Raw genomic sequence first — 21,850 nt, forward strand, 5'->3', positions numbered from 1 at the left:
GGGACCATGGAACAACCGGTAATGGATGATGTGGCCGACAGCGCCTGTGAGAAAGCCGTCGTGCTGCTGGTAGACGACGAGGCCTCGATTCTCAACAGCCTGCGCCGGCTGCTGCGTGGCCAGCCCTATGATGTGTTGCTGGCCGAAAGCGGCGCTCAGGCCCTTGAGCTGCTTGAACAGCAGCCCGTCAACTTGGTGATCAGCGATGCCCGCATGCCCGGCATGGATGGCGCGACCTTGCTGGCCCAGGTGCACCAGCGCTTTCCTGGCACCTTGCGCATCCTGCTGACTGGTTATGCCGACATGGCCACGATCACCAAGGCGATCAATGACGGCCAGATTCACCGCTACATCAGCAAACCCTGGAATGACGAAGAGATGCTGGTGACCGTGCGCCAGGCCCTGGCCTTGCAACACTCGGAAAGCGAGCGACGGCGCCTGGAGGCGCTGACCCAGGCACAGAACCAGCAGTTGAAGGTGCTCAATGCCAGCCTCGAACAGCGTGTCGCGGCGCGCACCGCCGAGCTGCAGCAAACGGCCGACATGCTCGACCTTGCCTACGAAGAGCTCAAGCACAGTTACGTCACCGGCACCGAGGTGTTCTCGCTGCTGGCCAACCTGCGCCTGCCCAAGCCCAAGCAGACCAACCGCCAGGTCATCGAACTGATTCGTGTGTACTGCACCCGCCATGGCCTGGACGAAGCCAGCCGCCGCGACCTGACCATGGCTGCCGCCCTGTACAACATCGGCAAGATGAGCTGGACCGACAGCATGCTGACCTGCCCGGTGGACCTGCTGCCGCATACCGAGCGCGACCTGTATCGGTCGTACCCGAAACAGAGCGAATCGCTGGTGATGACCCTGGAGCCGATGAAAGAAGCGGCGCAACTGATCTTGCACCATCAGGAACGTTGGGATGGCAGCGGCTTCCCCGACCATCTCAAGGGCGAGGCCATCCCCCTTGGGGCGCGCTGGTTGAAGCTGGCCGTGGACTTCATCGAGTTGCAACGCGGCCTGGTGCTGGAGCGGCAGATGAACAGCGATGAGGCCTTGATGTACATCCGCAAATACGCAGGCAAGCTGTATGACCCGGCGCTTGTGGAAGACTTTGTAAACGTCTGCGCGGAGTTTCTCAGCGATGTGACCCTGGCCGACCCGACGGTGCAGGCCCTGGGTACCCGCGACCTGGCCGCCGGCATGGTCCTGGTGCGCAATCTGAATGCGGACAACGGCATGCTCTTGCTCAATGCCGGCAAGGTGCTGAGTACGGCGTTGGTGGAAAAGCTGATTGCCTTCGAGCAGATGGAGGGGGGCAAGTACAGCGTGTTCGTTCGCGTCCCCGAGGGGGCTGTGACTTGAGCCCCCCTGTCAGATAGCATACTGAGCGATGCCGTTACCGAACGACCAGTTCTCCTTGCGCACTTCGACCAGATTGATGAAGACGTCCTCCTTGCGCACACCGGCCTCGCGGTTGAGCCCTTCGGCGATGGCCAGGTACAGCGCCTTCTTCTGATCTACCGTGCGCCCTTCGCTCAAGGTGATCTGGATGAAAACCTGGCCGTCGGTGCGGGCGATGCCCAGGTACTGTGGGTCGTTCACCAGGCGGTCGTCGTCGTGCTCGGTCAGTACCTGGAAGTTGTCGTGCTCAGGGACGTTGATCGTTGCCCTGAGCGCGGCGTAGACCACTTGACCGACCCTCGGCAGGTGCGTGGGGTCTGGGTGTCTCTTGCTGTCGATGCGTACCAGCGGCATGGGCGGCTCCTTGGCAGAAGGGCGGTGCCCATGAGCTTAGCCTGTTCAGCAAAGGGTGCAGTACGCGTCGACAGCGCATGGCTACAGCGCCTTATCAGCTGTTCCAGTCGGGTGCAAAATCGGGGCTTACCACGCGCTGATCCTTCGGCAAGCCTGCGATCAACGCCCGGTCTTCATCATCCAGCCGTACCTCCAGCGCCGCCAGGTTCGCCAATTGGTTTTCGCGGCTGCTGGCCTTGGGGATCACTGCGACGCCGTCCTGGTCGAGCAGCCACTGCAGCGCCACCTGGCTTGGCAGTACGCCGTGCTTGCGCGCAATCGACTGGATCACCGGTTGCTGCGCCGCCTGGCCACGGGCCAGCGGGGTATAGGCGGTAAGCAGCAGGTCATGGCTGCGGGCATAGTCGAGCAGCGGTTGCTGGTCGAGCAGCACGTGGTACTCCACCTGGATAGCCGACAACGGCGCGCCCAGCGTCTCGATCACCTGGCGCAGCAGGCCGAGGGGGAAATTGGCCACGCCGATGCTGCGCGCCTTTCCTTCGTCACGCAGCGCTACCAGGGTCTCGATGCTGCGGGCCAGGTCCCAGTCCTTGCCGGGCCAGTGGATATGAAACAGGTCTACCTGGTCGGTGCCCAGGGCGCGCAGGCTGTCTTCCAGTGACTGACGCATGGCCTTGGGTTCAAGGCGATCCCACCACACCTTGGTGGTCAGGTGGATCTGCTCGCGTGGCACGTCGCTGTCGCGCAGGGCTTGGCCCACGGCGGATTCATTGTCGTAGGCAGTGGCGGTGTCGATGTGTCGATAGCCCAGTTCCAGGGCCTGGCGCACGGCGTGGGTGCACTCGGTGCCGGTCATCGGCCAGGTGCCCAGGCCGATGCAGGGCAGGTCCAGGCCGTTGTGAGTGGTGAGCCTTCGCATGACGATTCCTTGTAGTGGTTACAGAGTCCGTAACGGATGGTCTACGATCAGCCCGGTGCGAACCATGCGCGGCATGCGGAAAGTGGTCGATCAGCGAACGGAAATTGCTTTTGGCCTGGACAGGCGGCAATTGAACTTCCTTATGCTCGTGCATCTCTTCTAGAATTCCAGCTGTTACATCCGCCAGGCCAGCCCTGTGCGGCTTTCCCTGGGCGTTGCATCCAGCCGCGCCGCCGTCGAGAACGCCATGAGTTCCAGCACACCGCTGTCCGGAGTCAACCAACCACTGCGTGGCATCGCCCTGGTGGTGGTGGCGACGTTCCTGTTTGCCAGTCACGATGCCCTGTCAAAATTCCTCGGTGGCCTGTACCCGATCATCATGGTGGTATGGGCGCGCTATCTGGTGCACACCTTGCTGATGGCCGGGATCTTCCTGCCCAAGTCGGGCCTCAATGTGCTGCGCACCCGCCGCCCGCTGTTGCAGACCCTGCGTGCCCTGAGCCTGTTGAGCACCAGCCTGTTGTTCACTACCGGCCTGCAGTATCTGCCGCTGGCCGAAGCCACTGCGGTCAACTTCCTGGCGCCGGTGCTGGTCACGGCCTTGTCGGCCCCGCTGCTCAAGGAGCGGGTGACGGTGGGGCAGTGGGTGGCGGTGGTGATGGGCTTTATCGGCGTGCTGGTGGTGGTGCACCCCGGCGGCGCGATGTTCACGCCGGCAATCCTGTACCCCTTCGGCTCGGCGCTGGGCTTCTGCTTCTATCAGTTGCTGACGCGGATTCTGGCCGCTCACGACAGCCCTACCACCAGCAACTTCTATGCAGGGCTGTGCAACACCCTGGCGATGAGTGCGCTGGTGCCGTTCTTCTGGGAGGTGCCGCGTTGGGACCACGCGCTGTTGATGCTGGCGCTCGGCGGGTTCGGCATGACCGCCCACCTGCTGCTGACCCAGGCGTTTCGCCATGCCGCCCCCGCGCTGCTGGCGCCGTTCAGTTATTGCCAGATCGTGTTTGCCGGGCTGCTCGGTATGTTGTTCTACAGCCAGGTGCCGGACAGCCTGAGCCTGGTGGGCATCTCGATCATCTGCCTCAGTGGCCTGGGCGCCGCCTGGATGCAGCGGCGCAAGTGAAATTGCCCGTGTTCACGGCAACGCCATGAACTGCAGGATACGCTCGCGCAACCAGCGTTCGGCCGGGTCGTTGTCCTGGGCGCCACTCCAGACCATGGACAGCTCCGCTTCGGTGATCTCGAAGGGTGCCGGGTCGGCGCGCAGGCTGCCGTCATCGGCCAGGGCGCAGGCGGCGTAGTCCGGTACCGTGGCGATCAGCTCGGTGTTACGCAGCAGGGCACGCAGGCTGCCGAACTGCGGCACGGCCAGCACCACCTTGCGGCAACGGCCGATGCGCGCCAGGTCGAGGTCGATATTGCCGCTCATGTCGCCAGAGAACGACACCATCACATGCGGCCGGGCGCAGTACTCGTCGAGGGTCAGTGGCCCCGGTCGATCGTCTGCGCGCAGCACCCGTACGCCAATGTCGCGCAACTTGCGGCGCTTGGCGGTGGCGGGCAGGTCGGTGGTATAGCTCACCCCAACCGAAATCTCGCCGCTGGCCAGCAGCCCAGGCATCAACAGGAAGTTGGCCCGCCGCACCACCACGCTGATCTCCGGCGCCTCTTCGCGCAGGGCCTGGAGCAGGGCGGGGAACAGGCCGAACTCGGCATCGTCCGACAGCCCGAGGCGGAATACATTGCAGCTGTTGGCCGGGTCGAATGCCCGCGCACGGCTGATGGCCGAGGAGATCACATCCATCGCCGGCCCCAGCTCGGTGAAAATCTGCATCGCCCGCGGCGTGGGCTCCATGGCCCGGCCATTGCGGATCAGCAGTGGGTCGTCGAACAGCTCGCGCAGGCGGGCGAGGGCGGCGCTGACGGTGGGCTGGGTGATGAACAGCTTTTCACCGACGCGGGTCAGGTTGCGTTCGATCATCAGGGCTTCGAACAGCACCAGCAGGTTCATGTCGACGCGGCGCAGGTCGTTGCGGTTCATGGGGCTTGGCTCACGTTGGCTGGAAGGTTCGCGGTGCATTGAAGCACGGCGCCGGCCCTTGTGCCTTGTATGGATGTGCCGGCCTTATGGCGGGCCGGATCGGCGCTGACAGAGCCAGCCTATTACGCCGGAATACTGGCTCTATTAGAAGTCTGCCCAAGCTCGACTAGTCTTTCCTCTGGCCCTGCGAATTGCCCATGTGGGCGGCGTCTGAGCACCTGTATTCAAGACCCTGCCGCCATGGCGTGACAGCGTTGCAAGCCCCGTGTCGGCAAAAGACCGACCCGACCTGATGAGGGGTAGGCACGAGCCCCAGTGCTCGGCTGATAGAACACCTGGCATAGACCGGAAATCTGGATAACCGACCCAAAGGTACCCACAGATGTCGAACGAATCGAAATGCCCGTTCCATCAAACCGCAGGTGGCGGCACCACCAACCGTGACTGGTGGCCTGACCAGCTCAACCTGAGAATCCTCCACCAACATTCGTCCAAGTCCGACCCGATGGACCCGGACTTCGACTACGCCAAAGCCTTCAAGAGCCTCGACTTCCAGGCCCTCAAGCAAGACTTGACGGCCCTGATGACCGACTCGCAGGACTGGTGGCCCGCCGACTTCGGCCACTATGGCCCGCTGTTTATCCGCATGGCCTGGCACAGCGCCGGTACCTACCGTATTGGTGATGGCCGGGGTGGCGCAGGCTCTGGTCAGCAGCGCTTCGCGCCGCTCAATAGCTGGCCGGACAACGTCAGCCTGGACAAGGCCCGGCGCCTGCTATGGCCGATCAAGCAGAAGTACGGCAACAAGATTTCCTGGGCCGACCTGATCGTGCTCACCGGCAACGTCGCGCTGGAGTCCATGGGCTTCAAGACCTTCGGTTTCTCGGGCGGGCGTGCCGATGTGTGGGAACCGGACGAAGACGTGTACTGGGGCTCGGAAAAGGTCTGGCTGGGCGGCGACACCCGCTACGGCAAGGAACAGCTCAAGGCCCAGCCGCCCGGCCAGGGTGATCTGGTGGCCGAGCCTGCCAAGCATGGCGAAGAGCAAAGCCGCGACCTGCAGGCCGAGCGCAACCTGGAAAACCCGCTGGCCGCCGTGCAGATGGGCCTGATCTACGTCAACCCGGAAGGCCCGGAAGGTAACCCCGACCCGGTCGCCTCGGGCAAGGATATCCGCGAGACGTTCGGCCGCATGGCCATGAACGACGAAGAGACCGTGGCCCTGATCGCCGGTGGCCATGCGTTCGGCAAGACCCACGGCGCCGGCCCCGCCGACAATGTCGGCGCCGAACCCGAGGCCGCCGGGCTTGAGCTGCAGGGCCTGGGCTGGGCGAACACGTTCGGCACCGGCAAAGGCCCCGATACCATCACCAGCGGCCTCGAAGTGACCTGGACCTCGACGCCGACGCGCTGGAGCAACGAGTACCTCAACAACCTGTTCAACTTCGACTGGGAACTGACCAAGAGCCCGGCCGGCGCGCACCAGTGGCGGCCGAAGGAAGGCAAGGGCGCCGGCACCGTGCCGGATGCCCATGACCCGGGCAAGAAACACGCACCCTCGATGCTCACCTCCGATCTGGCGCTGCGTTTCGACCCGATCTACGAGCCGATCGCCCGGCGCTTCAAGGACAACCCCGAGCAGTTGGCAGACGCCTTCGCCCGCGCCTGGTACAAGCTGATCCACCGCGACATGGGCCCGCTTGCGCGTTACCTCGGGCCGGAAATGCCCAACGAGGTACTGCTGTGGCAAGACCCGTTGCCCAAAGCCGAGCCCTCGTCGCTGAATGAGCAGGACATCGCTGCGCTCAAGGCCAAGGTGCTGGCCTCGGGCTTGAGCGTGGGTGAACTGGTGTCGACCGCCTGGGCGTCGGCTTCCACTTTCCGCGGTTCGGACAAGCGCGGTGGCGCCAATGGCGGGCGCTTGCGCCTGGCGCCGCAGAAAGGCTGGGCTGCCAACCAGGGCGTGGACAAGGTACTGGCGGCGCTGGAGAAAATTCAGGGCGAGTTCAACAACGGCGGCAAGCAGGTCTCCCTGGCCGACCTGATCGTGCTGGCCGGTACTGCAGCGGTGGAAAAGGCCGCCAAGGATGCCGGTTACACGGGCAGCGTGGGGTTCCGCCCCGGTCGCGTCGACGCGACCCAGGAACAGACCGACGTCGAGTCGTTCGCGGTGCTGGAGCCGCTGGCGGATGGCTTCCGCAATTTCACCAAGGACCGTTACAGCGTCAAGGCCGAGAAGCTGTTGCTGGACAAGGCGCAACTGCTGACCCTCACCGCCCCCGAGCTGACCGCGCTGATCGGTGGCCTGCGCGTACTGGGCGCCAACCAGGGTGGCAGCAAGGACGGCGTGTTCACCGACCGGCCCGGTACCCTGAGCAACGACTTCTTCCGCAACCTGCTGGACATGGGCGTGGAGTGGAAGCCGACCTCGGCCGACAACGAAGCCTTCGAAGGCCGGGACCGCAAGACCGGGCAGGTGAAATGGACCGGCAGCCGCGTCGACTTGGTGTTCGGCTCGCATGCCCAGTTGCGCGCGCTGAGCGAGGTGTACGGCAGCAGCGATGGCCAGGCCAAGTTCATCAAGGACTTCGTTGCTGCCTGGGTAAAGGTCATGGAGCTTGATCGCTTTGATCTGAAGTAACGCCATCAGTACGTGGGGGCGCTGTGCGCCCCATTCGCGGCGCAAGGCCGCTTCCACAGGGTGTGGGGGCGGCCTTTTGTCGCAAATGGCCGGCAAAGCAGCCCTGGCCATCGCGCCAATTCCAGGTCGGATAGATACAAAAGTGTCCTCGTTCGTTCTGTTGCAATGCTTCTCAGGCGGCCGGCCTGAACAGCGTGCTCACAACGACAAGGAACCCGACCATGCAAATGCCAAAGACCCTGAAGATCCGTAACGGCGAAAAGGTCAAAGCGACTTTCTCCGCACAGGAATACGCAGCCCGCCACGCCCGTCTGCGGGCCTACATGGCCGAGCAGGACATCGAGGCGGCGATCTTCACCTCGTACCACAACGTCAATTACTACAGCGACTTCCTCTATTGCTCGTTCGGCCGCCCGTACGCGCTGGTCGTGACCCAGGACAAGGTCGTCTCGATCAGCGCCAATATCGATGGCGGCCAACCTTGGCGGCGCACGGTCGGTACCGACAACATCGTCTACACCGACTGGCAACGCGACAACTACTTCGTTGCCATCCAGCAGGCGCTGCCGCTGGCCTCGCGCATCGGCGTGGAGTACGACCACCTCAACCTGCAAAACCATGGCAAGCTCGCTGCCTGCTACCCCAAGGCCGAGCTGCTGGACATCGGCGCCCCGTGCATGCGCATGCGCATGATCAAGTCCGCCGAAGAGCAGGCGTTGATCCGCCACGGTGCCCAGGTGGCCGATATCGGCGGCGCTGCGGTGGTCGAGGCCCTGCGTGAGCATGTGCCAGAGTACGAAGTGGCCTTGCATGCTACCCAGGCCATGGTGCGTGAAATTGCCAAACGCTTCCCCGACGGCGAACTGATGGACACCTGGACCTGGTTCCAGTCCGGGCTCAACACCGATGGCGCGCACAACCCGGTTACCAGCCGCAAGGTCGGCAAGGGCGAGATCCTCAGCCTCAACTGCTTCCCGATGATCGCCGGCTATTACACGGCGCTTGAACGCACCCTGTTCCTTGACCATTGCCCGGATGATCACCTGCGCCTGTGGCAGGCCAACGTCGAGGTGCACGAAGCAGGGCTGAAACTGGTGCGCCCGGGCATGCGCTGCAGCGACATTGCCCGTGAGCTGAACGAGATCTTCCTGCGTCACGACCTGCTGCAGTACCGCACGTTCGGCTATGGCCATTCGTTCGGCACCCTCAGCCACTACTACGGCCGCGAGGCGGGGCTCGAGCTGCGCGAAGACATCGACACCGTGCTGGAGCCCGGCATGGTGGTGTCGATCGAGCCGATGATCATGCTGCCCGAGGGTCGGCCGGGTGCTGGCGGCTACCGCGAGCATGACATCCTGATCGTCAACGACAACGGTGCCGAGAACATCACGCGCTTCCCGTATGGCCCGGAGCACAACATCATTCGCAAATAACGCCCGGTGCCGGCCTTTTTGGGCGGGGGGTTGCCCCGCAAAGAGGCCGGCACGCACACCACAATAATTACTGAATGACCATTAGACCCTGCCTCCAATTAGAAGAATCAGAGGGTACCCGTCATGTCCAGCACCACCCTGAACGCTTCCACTCTCGACGGCTCCGCGCCCAGCGCCGAACGCCAGGCCTTGCGCAAGGCCGCGCGCGCCAGTTTCATGGGCAACTTCGTCGAATGGTTCGATTACGCCGCCTACGGCTACCTTGCAACCATCATTGCCGCTACGTTTTTCCCGCAAACCGACAAGACCAGCGGTTTGCTGGCAACCTTCGCGGTGTTTGCCCTGTCGTTTCTCGTTCGCCCCTTGGGCGGTGTGGTCTGGGGCCATTTCGGCGACCGCCACGGGCGGCGCAACGCGCTGTCGTTGTCGATCCTGATCATGTCGATTTCGACCTTCTGCATCGGGCTGCTGCCCGGCTACGCGCAAATCGGCGTGTGGGCGCCGTGCCTGTTGTTGTTGATCCGCCTGGTACAGGGCTTTTCGGCCTCGGGCGAGTATGCGGGGGCGTCGGCGTTTCTGGCTGAGTACGCACCGCAGGGCCGGCGCGGGCTGTATACCAGCATCGTGCCGGCCAGTACGGCGGCGGGGTTGTTGTTCGGCGCGGCGTTCGTGGCGGTGCTGCATGAGGTGCTTAGCAGCGAAGACCTGCACAGCTGGGGCTGGCGGCTGCCGTTTCTGCTCGCGGCACCCTTCGGCCTGGTAGGCCGATATATCCGCATGAGCCTGCAGGACACCCCCAAGTTTCTGGAGATGGAGCAGCGCCTGGAGAACAAGGCCTGCATGGCCCCGGCGCCGATCCGTGAGCTGCTGACCGCCCACCGCCGCAGCCTGGCCATCGGTATCGGCGTCACCTGCCTCAACGCGGTCGCGTTCTACCTGCTGCTCAGCTACATGCCCACGTACCTGTCCACCGAGCTGGGCATGGGCGAGCGGGATGCCTTCATCGCCTCGACCGTCTCGCTGGCCACCTACATCGGCCTGATCTTCCTGATGGGGCGGCTGTCTGACCATTTCGGCCGCAAGACCATGCTGGTGATCGCCTCGCTGTTGTTTCTGGGGCTTACCGTGCCGCTGTTCACCCTGCTAGATGGGCAGCCACTGCTGGTGATCCTGGCCATCCAGATCCTCTTCGGCGCGATGCTGGCGATGAACGACGGTACCTTGCCGTGCCTGTTGGCGGAGATCTTCCCGACCCGGGTACGCTTCAGCGGCTTTGCCCTGAGCTTCAATGTGGCCAATGCCTTGTTTGGCGGGACGGCGCCGTTCATTGCCACCTGGTTGATACAAGTGACCGGCAGCAAGCTGGCGCCGGCCGGGTACCTGCTGGCGGCGGCACTGGTGGCGCTGGTGGCGATGTTGATGTGCCGGGAGACGGCGCATGCGGCCTTGAAAGACTAGCGGGCTTTGCCGGCCGCTTCGCGGGGTTACCCGCGAAGCGGCATCCCCTCACTCAGTGCAACGAAGCCTGGCGCCGCTCCCCCAACGGCGACAGCCCAAAGAAGCGGCTGTAGCTCTTGGAGAAATGCGCCGGCGAGCTGAAGCCGCACGCCAGCGCCACCTCACGTACCTGCACATCGCTGCGCAGCAGCAGCTCCCGCGCGCGCGACAGCCGCAACTCCAGGTAGTACTGGCTGGGTGTCCGCTGCAGGTATTTATGGAACAACCGCTCCAACTGGCGCACGGTCACTTCGTTGAGGCTGGCCAGCTCCTCCAGCCCCAGTGGCTCTTCCAGGTTGGCCTCCATGATTGCCACCACCTGGCTCAGCTTGGGCTGGGCGCTGCCGAGCAACGTGCGCAGCGGCACCCGCTGGCGTTCCCGCTCGCCACGCACCCGGTCGCACAGCAGCAGCTCGGCCGCCTTGGCGGCGATGCCCTGGCCACCTTCCTCACGGGCCACCAGTTGCAGCATCATGTCCATGGCCGCCACACCGCCCGAGCAGGTATAGCGGTCGCGGTCCAGTTCGAACAGCTGGCCGGAAATGACGATACCGGGGAACTGCTCCTGCAAGGTCTGCATGTCTTCCCAGTGGATGGTACAGCGGTAGCCTTTGAGCAGCTCGGCCTTGGCCAGCAGGTAGCTGCCGGTGCAGATGCCGCCCAGCGGCAGGCGTTGACGGGCCAGTTGGCGTAGCCAGTCGATCAGTGGCCGGGTGCCACGGCTGCGGTCGATCGGGTTGGCACCGACCACCAGCAGGGCGTCCAGCGCAGGGGCGTTGTCGATACTGTGGTCAGGCAGCACGCGCATGCCGTTGCTGGCCATTACCGGCTCGTGGCTGGCGGCGATCAGCACAGTGCGAAACATCGGGCGGCGGGCGGCCAGGTTGGCCATGCGCAGGGTCTCCACCGCCGACGCCAGGCCGATGGTGGTGAAGTTGGGCAGGATCAGAAAGCCGAAGGTCTTGACGGTGCAGGGTGATACGGGTGCTGTAGCGGGGTGGACCATTGCGATCTTCCTGTGCAAGCTGAGGCATAGTTGGTCAGGGGCAGTGAAAAATCCAAGCCTCGCGTGTTTCTTGTTGTTATGGGTCGTTGCCGGGTCGATCTTACACCCCCGGCGCAGCGGCCAGGAATGGCTCCGCCGGCTGGCGGCTGCCAACAGTGATTGCCTATAGAAGGTGAACGTTCAGTGAACCCCGAATCCATGCTGGCGGCATTGCCAGGTTTCGCCATGACACCCGCGTCGATCGAGGTGCTGCCCGATGCCAGGGCCTACCGCGCCTGCCTGCTCGAGCGCATCAGGGCGGCGACCCGGCGTATCGTCATCGTCGCGTTGTACCTGCAGGAAGACGAAGCCGGCCAGGAAGTGCTGGATGCCTTGTACCAGGCCAAAGCCGCGCGGCCAGGCCTGGAGATCACCATCGTGGTCGACTGGTTCCGTGCCCGGCGCGGCCTGCTGGGGGGCGGGCGGCAGCCGGGCAACGCTGCCTGGTATCAGGCCCAGCGCCAGCACCATGGCCTGGACATCGTCATCCATGGCGTGCCCGTGCAAACCCGCGAGCTGTTTGGTGTACTGCACCTTAAAGGCAGCATCATCGACGATTGCGTGATCTACACCGGCGCCAGTCTCAACAACGTCTACCTGCACCGTTTCGACCGCTACCGCCTGGATCGCTACCACCTGTTCCACTCACCGGCCCTGGCCGATGCCATGGTCGATCTGGTGCGTCGCCTGCTGCACCACACTGCCACGCCGCGCCTCGACCTGCCGGCACCGCCCTCGACCCGCAGCCTGCGCGGCGACATCCGGCGCTTGCGCGCGCGGCTGCGGCGCATGGCCTATGACGTGCCTGCCAGCGCGTCGGGGCAGGGCCTGCGGGTGATCCCGCTGCTGGGTGTCGGGCGCGGCAATCTGCTCAACCGGGTGCTTTGCGCACTGCTGGGCGCTGCGCGCACGCAAATCGTCATCAGCACGCCGTACTTCAACCCGCCACGGGTATTGATGCGCGAGATCGACCATGCACTCGACCGAGGCGTGCGGGTGGAGCTGATTGTCGGCGATCGTACCGCCAATGACTTCTATATCGCGCCCGGCGAGCCGTTCAGTGCCAGCGGCGCGTTGCCTTACCTGTACGAAGACAACCTGCGCGCCTTCACCCGCCGTCGCCAGGCCGCTCTTGCCAGTGGCCAGCTTGAAGTGCGTATCTGGAACGACCCAGGGCACACCTTCCATGCCAAGGGGCTGTGGGTCGACCAGCGCTACTCGCTGTTGACCGGCAACAACCTGAACCCCCGAGGGTTCAACCTGGACCTGGAAAACGGCTTGCTGATCGATGACCCCGAGGCACAGTGGTTAGTGCCGCGCGAAGCCGAGTTGGCGGGGTTGCGCCAGCATGCGCGCAGGATCGATTCAGCTGCCGAGCTGGGGGTCAAGGCCGAGCACCCCAAGGAAGTGCGCAAGCTCTTGCGGCGGTTGCGCTACAGCCGCCTGGAACCGTTGATCAAGCGGGTGCTGTAACGCTGGTGAGAGGGCTCTGAAAAAGTCTTGCAAGCGCATACAATCAGGCCTTTTCCACGTTAACCAGATAGGCCAAACCGTCCATGGCGCTTGACCCCCCAACGATGCTGACAATCACCATCGCCCTGGCAGCTGCGGCTGCCTTGTACCTGGCGATCGAGTGGCGCAGTGTTCGCGAGCCTTCGCTGCTGTTGTGGAGCGCCGGCTTCGCCACGATCACCGTCGGCTCCACCCTGGCCCTGTTGCGGGGCATCGGCTTGCTGCTGATCGGTATCTGGTTCGCCAATGGCTTGCTGGTGGTGGCGCACGGGTTTTTCCTGCTGGGGGTGTTGCGCTTCACCCAGCACCGCCTGTCGCGCGCCTGGCTGCTGATGGTGGGGGTGTGGTTCGCCTTGCTGCTGTTGCCCGCCGGCCCGGAGTGGTCGAAGGTGATGCTGATGGTCAACTCGTTGCTGGTGGCGTTGCTGACGCTCAAAGCCAGTTTCCTGTTGAAGCCCCACGGCAGGTCGTTGAGCGTGGGCGCGGTGCAGTTGCGTTATGTGCTGCTGATTCATGGCCTGTTCTATGTGGCGAAGGCGATCATTGCGATTGCCCCGGGCACGCTGATTGACCTGGCGACGTTTGGCGGGCTGATCATCCAGGTTTCCCTGGTCGAGGGGGCGATGGCAATCATGCTGATTGCGCTGTCGATGACCGGTACGGTGCGTTATCGCCGTGAAGAGCGCATCGCCCGGCTGGCGGCACGGGACCCGCTGACGGCGTTATACAACCGCCGCGCGCTGGAAGTGCGGGCGACGCACTTTTTCAAAGAGGTGAGCCCGGCGCGGCCAGGCGCCTTGCTGCTGATCGACATCGACAATTTCAAACTGGTCAACGATTTGCACGGGCACATTGCCGGTGATCGGCTGTTGATCGCCTTGAGCGAGATGATGCGTGCGGTGTTGCCGGAGCGGTCACTGGCGGCGCGGCTTGGCGGCGACGAGTTTGTCATCCTGCTCAGTGCGGCGACCAGCGAGCGCGTGGTGGCGCTGGGCAGCCAGTTGCGTGAACAGTTTCAGCAGTTTGCGCTGCAAACGGTGCCCACGCCGCAGGCCGTGACCTTGAGCATCGGTGCCAACCTGTTCGACCAGCCGCCCGCGAGCCTGGCGGCGTTGATCGAGCAGGGAGATGTAGCGCTGTATCAGTCCAAGCGCGATGGGCGCGACAGCATTCGCCTGGTTGACCGGACGCTGGTCAGCTCGGGTAGCTAGCAACGCTTGACGCTGGGGGCCGCCAAAGCGGCCCCCAAACACTCAGGTCACAACCTGATAGCAAGGCACATACGCCGCGCCACCCGGCAGTTTCATCCGGTGCTGGTCGACAAACGCCTGCAACAGGTGCCCCAGCGGCGCCAATACCGCACTGTCACCACGGATCTGGTACGGCCCGTGTTCCTCGATCAGGCGGATGCCCTTGTCCTTGACGTTGCCCGCCACAATCCCGGAAAACGCCCGGCGCAGGTTGGCGGCCAGTTCATGCGGCGGCAGCTCGCGGCGCAGGGCCAGTTCGGCCATGTTGGCATGGGTCGGGTCGAACGGATGCTGGAAGCCCTCGTCGATCTTCAGCAGCCAGTTGAAGTGGAAGGCATCGTTGCGCTCGCGGCGGAACTGCTTCACCTCCTTGAGCCCTTCGACCATCTGCCGCGCCACTTCGGCCGGGTCATCGATGATGATCTGGTAGTGGCGCTGGGCGGCGTCCCCCAGGGTGGCGCCGACGAACGCGTGCAACTGCATCAGGAACGGCTCGGCACTGCGCGGGCCGGTCAGCACCACCGGGAAGGGCAGGCCCTGGTTGTCGGGGTGCATGAGAATGCCGAGCAGGTAGAGGAACTCCTCGGCAGTACCGGCGCCGCCGGGGAAGATAATGATGCCGTGGCCGACGCGGACGAAGGCTTCCAGGCGTTTCTCGATGTCCGGCAGGATCACCAGTTCGTTGACGATCGGGTTCGGCGCCTCGGCAGCGATGATGCCCGGCTCGGTCAGGCCCAGGTAGCGGCTGCCGTGCATGCGTTGCTTGGCATGGGCGATGGTGGCGCCCTTCATCGGGCCCTTCATCACCCCAGGGCCGCAGCCGGTGCAGACGTCCAGCTTGCGCAGGCCCAGCTCGTGGCCGACCTTCTTGGTGTACTGGTATTCCTCGGTGCTGATCGAGTGGCCGCCCCAGCACACCACCATCTTCGGCTCTACGCCGGGGCGCAGGGTGCGGGCGTTGCGCAGTAGGTGGAACACGTAATCGGTGATGCCCTGGGAGCTTTCCAGGTCGATGCGCTGGCTGGCCAGCTCGCTTTCGGTATAGACGATGTCGCGCAAGGCGCTGAAGAGCATTTCGCGGGTGCTGGCGATCATCTCGCCATCGACGAAGGCATCGGCTGGGGCATTCAGCAGCTCCAGGCGTACGCCGCGGTCTTGCTGGTGGATGCGCACCTCGAAGTCCTTGTAGGCCTCGAGGATGGTCTTGGCATTGTCGACATGCGCGCCGGTATTGAGGATGGCCAGGGCGCACTGGCGGAACAGGGTGTAAAGGCTACCGGTACCGACTTCACTCAGTTGCTGCACTTCACGTTGCGACAGCGTCTCCAGGCTGCCTTTGGGGCTGACGGATGCATTTATGACATGGCGTTGAGGCATCTAAGTCTTTCCTGTGCGGGTAAAACATCCTTCTTTGACACCACCATACCGAGAAATGCACGCGACAACGAGGGGGCACCGTGGAAAGATTCTGCAGACGGAGTGGGCGGCTTCGCGGGTAAACCCGCGAAGCCGCCCACTCCGAGCTTGCATGTTCAGCCGAGCAGTTTTTGCACCCCGAGGGTAATGGCCAGCCCACCGCCCACCAGCCACAGGTTGAGTATTGCCCCGGTAATCAGCGCCCGTGGCCCCGCCTGGCGGATCTGGCTGAAGCGCGTCTCCATGCCCAGCGCTGTCATGGCCATGGTCAGGGCAAAGGTGTCGAGCGTATTCACCACCTGGGTCACACTGCCAGGCAGCACCTGCAGCGAGTTCACCAGCACCAGCGCCAGGAAGCCGAAGGCGAACCAGGGCATGGCGATGCGCCCGTTGCCTTGCCCCTGGCCAGGCTGGCGTGCGCGGCTGATCCACAAGCCCACCACCAGCAACACCGGCACCAGCAGCATCACCCGGGTCATTTTGACGATGGTCGCAATGTGCGTAGCCTCGGGGCTGACGTTGCTCGCGGCGCCGACCACCTGGGCTACTTCATGGATAGTGCCGCCCAGGAACAGCCCGGCGCCCAGGGTATCGAGGTGCAGCCAGCCGGCATTGATCGCCAGTGGGTAGAGGAACATCGACAGGGTACCGAACAGCACCACGCTGCCGACCGCCATGGCGCTCTTGTGCGGAGCGCTGCGCAGCGCCGACTCGAAGGCCAGCACCGCAGCCGCGCCGCAAATGGCACTGCCGGCGGCGGTGAGCAGCGCGGTGTCGCGGTCCAGCTTGAGCAGCTTCATGCCACACCAGAGGCCGATCAGCAGGGTGCTGACCACCACCAGCAGCGACACCGTCAGCCCCGACCAGCCGACTTCGGCGATTTCCTGCAGGCTGACCCGCAGGCCGAAGAAGGCCACGGCGATGCGCAGCAGCCCGCGCGCCGAAAAATTGATGCCCGCCGCCCAACTGGCCGGCACGCCATCGCGCAGTGCATTGCCATACAAGGCACCGGCAACGATGCCGACGATCAAGGGGCTGATACCCAGGCTGGCGATGGCGGGCAAGGCCGCCAGCTGGGTGACGGCAAGCGCGAACAGCGCGACGAACAGGATGCCATTGAGCCGCCCTCGGGTAGAGAGGGTAGGCGTATAGGCGGGGTGGGACGGAGCCGTGGCCATGTGAGTCCTCCGGAAAAGGTGTTTCGACAAGGCCTACGTTAATCTGGTTATAAGCTTATAAAAAATCGTAATTTAGGATGTGAAGTATCCATTTTTCTGATATTTTCAATTCATGACCCCAGAACAACTGATAACGTTCGCCACGGTTGCCGAGCACGGCAACATCAGCCATGCGGCCCAGGCGTTGCACCTGTCGCAGCCGGCTGTGTCCGGGCAGCTGAAGTTGCTGCAGGAGGCGTTCGGCGAACCGCTTTATCAACGCGCCGGCCGTGGCGTGCGGCTGACAGCTGCGGGTGAGCAGCTGCTGGCCCATGCCGAGCGACTGCGCGACACCTTTCGCCAGGCGCAAGCCCTGCGCGAGGCTATGCGCGGCCTGGAGCGCGGCACACTGCGCATCGGCGCCAGTACCACCCCGGCCAGCTACCTGTTGCCGTACCTGATCGCCGACTTCCATGCACGCTACCCCGACGTGTCGGTGAGTACCTCCAATGGCAATACCGCAGAAATCGTCGCCGCGCTGGGCAGTGTCGACATCGCCCTGATCGAAGGCCCCCCCGGGCAGGAGCTGCCCCTGGGCACGGGGGTGACGCCGTGGCGTGAAGACGAGATCGTCGCCATCGTGCCCAGTGGCCATCCGTTGGCAGGTGACGAGCCGCAGACCCTGGAGGCTGTGGGGGCCTACCCCTTGGTGCTGCGCGAGAGTGGGTCAGGGGTGCGGCAGATTGTCGAACGCGCGTTTGCCCGCAGTGGCGTGGCAATGCGCGTGGGGCTGGAAATTGCTGGCGTGGAGGGGGTAAAGGAAGCGGTGCGGGCGGGGATGGGCATCGGCTTTGTGTCGGCCATGTCGATTCGCCATGAGGATGGCGCGTTGCGGCGGCTGCGGATTGCGCCGCAGCCACTGGTGAGGCGCTTTTCCATCCTGATGCCCCATGCCGCCACGCCTTCGCGGGCGGCGGCACGGTTTATGGCGTTGTGCGTTGGGGAGCTTGAAGTGGGTTAGGTCTTGCGGGCGCCCAATGCATTTCGCGCGCCGCCCGGCTTCCACGGCAGTCAATAGCGTCGGGCCAAGGTCGAGGCTGAGCACGTTGCCTAACGATTGCGTAGCGTGTCCAGCGCTGGGGACCAAACGACATGGCCACAGCGCTCACATGCGACCGAGTCGTGCGCCCCATGGTAGGTCGGAAAACCACAGCCCACGCAACAGTAAAGGCCGGCAGAAGGTGGTGAGGAGTATTGCGGACGATGCTCGAAAGGGAGCACTGACAAGCCCGCCTTGGTGTCCTCCGGCTCATAGAAATACAAACTGAGCTCACCGTCAGTTTCCAACAGGCCCAAACGTACCTGTCCCAAGTGCTCTACACCGCGCTGGCGTAGTTCCATGAAGAGTTCATTCGAGGAAATGTTCATATTGCGCAGCGAATGGATCTCGTACATTCCGTCCTTCACCACCGTTATCGGCAATCCATCAATCCAGGCTTCACACGTCTTGCTCCGCTTCATGAGGTAGACCGTACCCCGATACAGCAACAGGAGCGTCAAGAAGACCAGGGCCACCGGCAGCAGCGGAACATCTTCATAGAAGGTCACATCGCCGGCAGCGGAGCCGAGGGTCAGAATAACCACCAGCTCGAAGCGGGAGAGTTGTTTGATTCCGCGTCGGCCACTGAATTTGAGGAAGAAGAACACGGCTGCAAATGCGGCCAAAACCCTAAGGGCGACCTCCAGAAGAAAGGTCACAGGCAGATCGCCCAGCAGCATCCGTTGAAGGTCGAAAGATACCATTCGTTTTCCTCGTTAGCGGCCACCGCTGTGGTGAATCCACACCGCATAGGCCGATTTCAATGATTGAGGCAAGCAAGGAAGATCTCGCTTCAACGCAGCCTGGGTTTCCGGGCCTCGCACCCACTCGGTTAACCATGCGATAAGCAAAAGGCGAGTCACTGGACATGGGGCTACTTGGCGTTCGAGTTCATCTGCGATCTGAGCGAGCCCCTCTAGGGTTTCACCCAGCTTAGTGATCTGATCTTTCATGGGTTGGACTCCAATAATCGTTTCGCTTGACCGCTTCGCATACACCTCTTCCACTCTAGTAGGCGCTCACAGTGACAGGGCTCAAGCCACCTTGAACACATGCTTCAGATAAGCCACGAAGTTCTCATCCCGGCACTGCGTCTTGCCCGGGCTATCACTGATCTTCGCCACCGGCGCACCATTGCAGGCCGTCATCTTGATCACGATGTTCATCGGCACGACCCCAGGGATATCGCAAGTCAGATGGGTGCCGATGCCAAAGCTCACATTGATCCGTTCATGCAGCGCGCGGTACAGGCCAAGTGCCTTGGCAAAGTCCAGCCCATCGGAAAAGATCAACGTCTTGCCCTGCGGGTCGATGCCCAGTCTTTCATAGTGGGCAATGGCCTTCTCTGCCCAGGCTAGCGGGTCGCCAGAGTCGTGGCGCAAACCATCGAACAGTTTGGCGAAGTACAAATCGAAATCGCCCATGAACGCGTCCATGGTGATGCAATCGGTCAACGCGATGCCCAGCAACCCGCGATATTCGCGTACCCAGCAATCCAGCGCGGCCGCCTGGCTGTCGACCAGCCGCGGGCCAAGTTGCTGGTGGGCCATGAACCATTCGTGGGCCATCGTACCGATGGGCTTGAGTTGGTATTCGCGGGCCAGGTGCACGTTGCTTGTGCCGACGAAGCGGCCCGGGAAGTCGCGTTTGAGGGTGTGCACCACGGCCTCCTGAACGCGGTACGAGAAGCGCCGCCGGGTGCCGAAATCGGCCAGTTGAAAGCCTGCCAGCTCAGCGGCGCTGGCCTCGGCCTTGAGCCAGTCGAGCTTCTGGTACAGCCGCTCGCCCACCTGCTCCATCACCACCTCGCGGTAGCGGTAGCGGTTGCGCACTTCGCTGATGATCGCCAGCAGCGGGATCTCGTAGAGGATCACGTGCAGCCACGGCCCACGCACGCGAATCGCCAGCTGCCCGGCGTCATCCAGGCCCACCTGCACATAACGCAAGTTGAAGCGGAACAGGCTGAGAAAGCGGATGAAGTCCGGTTTGATGAACGGAATCTGCTCCAGATACGCCAGTTGGTCGTGGGTGACGGTGACCTCGGCCAGTTGCTCGACCTGGTAGCGGATTTCTGCCAGGTAAGGGGAGAGGTCTTCACCATTACGGCAGCGGAACTCCCATTCCACCTCGGCATTGGGGTAGTTATGCAGCACGGCCTGCATCATGGTGATCTTGTAGAAGTCGGTGTCCAGCAGGTTCTGGATGATCCGTGGGCCGAATACGCTGTCACTCATGGGCGGTCTTCCTTGATCAAAGCGAGCTGGTGGTCGAGTGCGGCCTCGTCGCCGCAGAGGATGACACCCTCGGCAGCCAGCGCCCCGCAGGCGCTGATGGCGCCTTCCTGGGTCAGGGCGCGGCAGGCGGGCAGGTACAGCAGCACCTGGAAACCGGCCTGGCGCAGTTGGCGGGCAGTGGTCTTGACGCAGTAGTCCAAAGCCAGGCCGCCGACGATGACGGCGCCCACCTGTTGCACGGTGAGGTATTCGATAACCCCGGTGGAGCGGCGTTCGGCCAGGTCGTGGTAGCAGGCGCCGTAGGGGTGCAGGTCGGGTTCGACGCCTTTCCATACGAAGTAGTCGTAGTCGATGGGGGCGGGCAGGCCGGGCAGCAGCTCGAAGCCGGGCGTGCCTGGCACGCAGTGGCTGACCCAGGTCAGGTCAGCATTGGCCAGCGTCAGCGGTTGCAGCATCTGCCCAGGTTCGGCCACCACCCAGGCGGCATTGGCCGGGTGTGCGTCCTTGCTGCCCAGGCGCAGGTCGGCACGAAGGGCCATGGTGTTGAGGTCGGCGGCAATTTCATTGCCCTCGGGTACCGGCAGTTCGTGTGGGGCGTAGGCAGTGAAGCCGTTTTGCGCGTCGACGTCGAAACTGGCGATCTTCATGGTGCTCTCCTCGCGGGTGTTGCTATATATTCCACCTGGTGTATTAAGTGTGTCAAGCACCAGAGCAGGTAGGAAAGAAGCTTGTACTACTAAAGCGCTCTGGTGGAATATTGCAGGATTGAAGAGTGGAGCCTTTGCGTGAGTAGCACTGAAGTCCTGGCCAGCGTCGATATCGTCGCTCTGCGCATGGCCCCTGAAGCCCAGCACCTGCAAGTGTTGTTGCACCGCCGTGAGCGCGAACCGCACGTCGGCCAGTGGGCGTTGCCGGGTGTCATCGTCAACGGCCGTATTGCCGACACCAGCCTGGAAGGCGCCGCCGAGCGCGCCTTGCGCGAAAAGGCCCGTATCGTACCGTGCTACATGGAACAGATAGGCACCGAAGGCAATGCTTTCCGTGACCCGCGCGGTTGGTCGCTGAGCACCTACTACCTGGCCCTGCTCGCCCCTGGGCAGGCCGTTGAGGGTGAGCAGCTGGCGTTTTTTGATGTGGACAGCGTGCTGGAGCGCAGGGTGCTGTTGCCCTTCGATCACAGACTGCTGGTGGAGCGCGCCCGCGAGCGACTGGCGGCGAAGACGGTGTACAGCAGCCTGCCGTTGTACTTGCTGGCAGAGAAGTTCACGGTGCTCGATGCGTTGGCGTCAGTGCAGGCGTGCCTGGGGCAGGCTGTGAACAGCACCTCGCTGCGCAAGCGCCTGGAGCGTTTGCGCGAGCAGGGGTGGGTGAGGGACACCGGGGAGAAGAACCAGCCACGGCTGGGCAGGCCGCAGCAGTTGTTTCAATACACACCGCAGGGGCCGCGGCCGTTCATGTTCGACCGCAGCCTGTTGCCGGAGGGCGGGCAGTAGCTTGCTTGTCTTGGTTTCTTCAGGAGGGCGAAGATCGAGCGGCGTCCGCGAAGCGCATGCCTTGGTTTATCTGGCGCCTATGAGATCGAGCGCCGCAGGTGCCAGGCTTGGCATTTTCAGCGCCTATGAGATCGAGCGCCGCCCGCGCGGCGCTTCGCGGCGCAAGGCCGCTCCCACATCTGTTTCGGGCCAGTGCGGCCAGTGGCATTTGCGCGCGACCGCCTTGTTTGTACGACGCGATATTGAGGGGGGCACCAAGGGGCCGCGCGCCAATGCCTCAGGAATAATTGGCCCGAAACAGATGTGGGAGCGGCCTTGCGCCGCGAAGCGCCGCGCGGGCGGCGCTCGATCTTATAGG

19 protein-coding genes are annotated in these 21,850 nt (G+C 63.5%); 9 read left to right on the forward strand and 10 right to left on the reverse strand.

Features of this window, described 5'->3' with window-relative positions; all coding sequences use genetic code 11:
• Positions 1–6: 6 nt before the first annotated feature.
• Positions 7–1,359: a response regulator c-di-GMP phosphodiesterase, NosR family gene (gene nosR, locus PC358_RS02405; protein ID WP_033697286.1), complete on the forward strand. Its 1,353-nt coding sequence runs from the start codon at positions 7–9 to the stop codon at positions 1,357–1,359.
• A 9-nt stretch (positions 1,360–1,368) separates the two neighbouring features.
• Here nosR and PC358_RS02410 read toward each other — a convergent pair whose 3' ends face one another.
• Complete coding sequence (locus tag PC358_RS02410; protein ID WP_033697287.1) at positions 1,369–1,752, reverse strand: tautomerase family protein; 384 nt, start codon at positions 1,750–1,752, stop codon at positions 1,369–1,371.
• A gap of 94 nt (positions 1,753–1,846) precedes the next feature.
• Entirely contained in the window at positions 1,847–2,671 is an 825-nt protein-coding gene (locus PC358_RS02415; RefSeq protein WP_033697288.1) for an aldo/keto reductase, read from the reverse strand.
• A 247-nt stretch (positions 2,672–2,918) separates the two neighbouring features.
• Here PC358_RS02415 and PC358_RS02420 point away from each other — a divergent pair, with 247 nt between their 5' ends.
• Positions 2,919–3,797 carry a DMT family transporter gene (locus PC358_RS02420; protein WP_033697289.1) on the forward strand — a complete coding sequence of 293 codons (879 nt, stop codon included), beginning with the start codon at positions 2,919–2,921 and terminating at the stop codon, positions 3,795–3,797.
• A gap of 12 nt (positions 3,798–3,809) precedes the next feature.
• On the opposite strand, the gene PC358_RS02425 is transcribed toward PC358_RS02420, so the two are convergent.
• Positions 3,810–4,715: a LysR family transcriptional regulator gene (locus tag PC358_RS02425; RefSeq protein ID WP_033699993.1), complete on the reverse strand. Its 906-nt coding sequence runs from the start codon at positions 4,713–4,715 to the stop codon at positions 3,810–3,812.
• 382 nt (positions 4,716–5,097) lie between these two features.
• Between PC358_RS02425 and katG the strand changes: the two genes are divergently transcribed.
• From katG to PC358_RS02440, 3 genes are all read left to right on the forward strand, one after another.
• Complete coding sequence (gene katG / locus PC358_RS02430; protein ID WP_033697290.1) at positions 5,098–7,356, forward strand: catalase/peroxidase HPI; 2,259 nt, start codon at positions 5,098–5,100, stop codon at positions 7,354–7,356.
• A gap of 221 nt (positions 7,357–7,577) precedes the next feature.
• Positions 7,578–8,789 carry a M24 family metallopeptidase gene (locus PC358_RS02435; protein ID WP_033697291.1) on the forward strand — a complete coding sequence of 404 codons (1,212 nt, stop codon included), beginning with the start codon at positions 7,578–7,580 and terminating at the stop codon, positions 8,787–8,789.
• 123 nt (positions 8,790–8,912) lie between these two features.
• The gene (locus tag PC358_RS02440) at positions 8,913–10,247 is read left to right on the forward strand and encodes an MFS transporter (protein WP_033697292.1); all 1,335 of its coding nucleotides are present in this window, start codon (positions 8,913–8,915) and stop codon (positions 10,245–10,247) included.
• Between the two features lie 52 nt (positions 10,248–10,299).
• On the opposite strand, the gene PC358_RS02445 is transcribed toward PC358_RS02440, so the two are convergent.
• Positions 10,300–11,292: a GlxA family transcriptional regulator gene (locus tag PC358_RS02445; protein ID WP_033697293.1), complete on the reverse strand. Its 993-nt coding sequence runs from the start codon at positions 11,290–11,292 to the stop codon at positions 10,300–10,302.
• A 183-nt stretch (positions 11,293–11,475) separates the two neighbouring features.
• Here PC358_RS02445 and pssA point away from each other — a divergent pair, with 183 nt between their 5' ends.
• Positions 11,476–12,804 (forward strand): CDP-diacylglycerol--serine O-phosphatidyltransferase, encoded by a 1,329-nt coding sequence (gene pssA, locus PC358_RS02450; RefSeq protein WP_077068375.1) that lies wholly within the window; start codon positions 11,476–11,478, stop codon positions 12,802–12,804.
• 83 nt (positions 12,805–12,887) lie between these two features.
• On the forward strand, positions 12,888–14,054 hold the full coding sequence (locus PC358_RS02455; protein WP_033697294.1) for a GGDEF domain-containing protein: 1,167 nt from the start codon (positions 12,888–12,890) through the stop codon (positions 14,052–14,054).
• Between the two features lie 42 nt (positions 14,055–14,096).
• On the opposite strand, the gene ppnN is transcribed toward PC358_RS02455, so the two are convergent.
• Together ppnN and PC358_RS02465 are read right to left on the reverse strand one after the other, a co-directional pair.
• The gene (gene ppnN, locus PC358_RS02460) at positions 14,097–15,470 is read right to left on the reverse strand and encodes a nucleotide 5'-monophosphate nucleosidase PpnN (RefSeq protein ID WP_033697295.1); all 1,374 of its coding nucleotides are present in this window, start codon (positions 15,468–15,470) and stop codon (positions 14,097–14,099) included.
• A 155-nt stretch (positions 15,471–15,625) separates the two neighbouring features.
• Positions 15,626–16,687: a YeiH family protein gene (locus PC358_RS02465; protein WP_033697296.1), complete on the reverse strand. Its 1,062-nt coding sequence runs from the start codon at positions 16,685–16,687 to the stop codon at positions 15,626–15,628.
• Between the two features lie 112 nt (positions 16,688–16,799).
• On the opposite strand from PC358_RS02465, the gene PC358_RS02470 reads away from it, so the two are divergent.
• The gene (locus PC358_RS02470; protein WP_033697297.1) at positions 16,800–17,687 is read left to right on the forward strand and encodes a LysR family transcriptional regulator; all 888 of its coding nucleotides are present in this window, start codon (positions 16,800–16,802) and stop codon (positions 17,685–17,687) included.
• A gap of 89 nt (positions 17,688–17,776) precedes the next feature.
• Here PC358_RS02470 and PC358_RS02475 read toward each other — a convergent pair whose 3' ends face one another.
• From PC358_RS02475 to PC358_RS02485, 4 genes are all read right to left on the reverse strand, one after another.
• Positions 17,777–18,469 carry a DUF421 domain-containing protein gene (locus PC358_RS02475; RefSeq protein WP_033697298.1) on the reverse strand — a complete coding sequence of 231 codons (693 nt, stop codon included), beginning with the start codon at positions 18,467–18,469 and terminating at the stop codon, positions 17,777–17,779.
• A 12-nt stretch (positions 18,470–18,481) separates the two neighbouring features.
• Complete coding sequence (locus PC358_RS26805; protein ID WP_077068376.1) at positions 18,482–18,718, reverse strand: hypothetical protein; 237 nt, start codon at positions 18,716–18,718, stop codon at positions 18,482–18,484.
• Between the two features lie 81 nt (positions 18,719–18,799).
• On the reverse strand, positions 18,800–19,999 hold the full coding sequence (gene pncB / locus PC358_RS02480; protein WP_033697299.1) for a nicotinate phosphoribosyltransferase: 1,200 nt from the start codon (positions 19,997–19,999) through the stop codon (positions 18,800–18,802).
• Positions 19,996–20,646, reverse strand: coding sequence for an isochorismatase family protein (locus tag PC358_RS02485; protein ID WP_033697300.1), 651 nt, complete (start codon positions 20,644–20,646; stop codon positions 19,996–19,998). Before PC358_RS02485 ends, pncB begins: the two co-directional genes overlap by 4 nt.
• Positions 20,647–20,784: 138 nt before the next feature.
• On the opposite strand from PC358_RS02485, the gene PC358_RS02490 reads away from it, so the two are divergent.
• Complete coding sequence (locus PC358_RS02490; RefSeq protein WP_033697301.1) at positions 20,785–21,492, forward strand: NUDIX hydrolase; 708 nt, start codon at positions 20,785–20,787, stop codon at positions 21,490–21,492.
• The last annotated feature ends 358 nt before the right edge of the window (positions 21,493–21,850 follow it).

Source organism: Pseudomonas capeferrum (genome assembly GCF_000731675.1).
GTDB lineage: Bacteria > Pseudomonadota > Gammaproteobacteria > Pseudomonadales > Pseudomonadaceae > Aquipseudomonas > Aquipseudomonas capeferrum.

Excerpts from the sequence above, each read along its gene's own strand:
- nosR (WP_033697286.1), top strand. The coding sequence starts at position 7 with ATGGAACAACCGGTAATGGATGATGTGGCCGACAGCGCCTGTGAGAAA.
- PC358_RS02410 (WP_033697287.1), bottom strand. The coding sequence starts at position 1,752 with ATGCCGCTGGTACGCATCGACAGCAAGAGACACCCAGACCCCACGCAC.
- PC358_RS02415 (WP_033697288.1), bottom strand. The coding sequence starts at position 2,671 with ATGCGAAGGCTCACCACTCACAACGGCCTGGACCTGCCCTGCATCGGC.
- PC358_RS02420 (WP_033697289.1), top strand. The coding sequence starts at position 2,919 with ATGAGTTCCAGCACACCGCTGTCCGGAGTCAACCAACCACTGCGTGGC.
- PC358_RS02425 (WP_033699993.1), bottom strand. The coding sequence starts at position 4,715 with ATGAACCGCAACGACCTGCGCCGCGTCGACATGAACCTGCTGGTGCTG.
- katG (WP_033697290.1), top strand. The coding sequence starts at position 5,098 with ATGTCGAACGAATCGAAATGCCCGTTCCATCAAACCGCAGGTGGCGGC.
- PC358_RS02435 (WP_033697291.1), top strand. The coding sequence starts at position 7,578 with ATGCAAATGCCAAAGACCCTGAAGATCCGTAACGGCGAAAAGGTCAAA.
- PC358_RS02440 (WP_033697292.1), top strand. The coding sequence starts at position 8,913 with ATGTCCAGCACCACCCTGAACGCTTCCACTCTCGACGGCTCCGCGCCC.
- PC358_RS02445 (WP_033697293.1), bottom strand. The coding sequence starts at position 11,292 with ATGGTCCACCCCGCTACAGCACCCGTATCACCCTGCACCGTCAAGACC.
- PC358_RS02455 (WP_033697294.1), top strand. The coding sequence starts at position 12,888 with ATGGCGCTTGACCCCCCAACGATGCTGACAATCACCATCGCCCTGGCA.
- ppnN (WP_033697295.1), bottom strand. The coding sequence starts at position 15,470 with ATGCCTCAACGCCATGTCATAAATGCATCCGTCAGCCCCAAAGGCAGC.
- PC358_RS02465 (WP_033697296.1), bottom strand. The coding sequence starts at position 16,687 with ATGGCCACGGCTCCGTCCCACCCCGCCTATACGCCTACCCTCTCTACC.
- PC358_RS02470 (WP_033697297.1), top strand. The coding sequence starts at position 16,800 with ATGACCCCAGAACAACTGATAACGTTCGCCACGGTTGCCGAGCACGGC.
- PC358_RS02475 (WP_033697298.1), bottom strand. The coding sequence starts at position 18,469 with ATGGTATCTTTCGACCTTCAACGGATGCTGCTGGGCGATCTGCCTGTG.
- PC358_RS26805 (WP_077068376.1), bottom strand. The coding sequence starts at position 18,718 with ATGAAAGATCAGATCACTAAGCTGGGTGAAACCCTAGAGGGGCTCGCT.
- pncB (WP_033697299.1), bottom strand. The coding sequence starts at position 19,999 with ATGAGTGACAGCGTATTCGGCCCACGGATCATCCAGAACCTGCTGGAC.
- PC358_RS02485 (WP_033697300.1), bottom strand. The coding sequence starts at position 20,646 with ATGAAGATCGCCAGTTTCGACGTCGACGCGCAAAACGGCTTCACTGCC.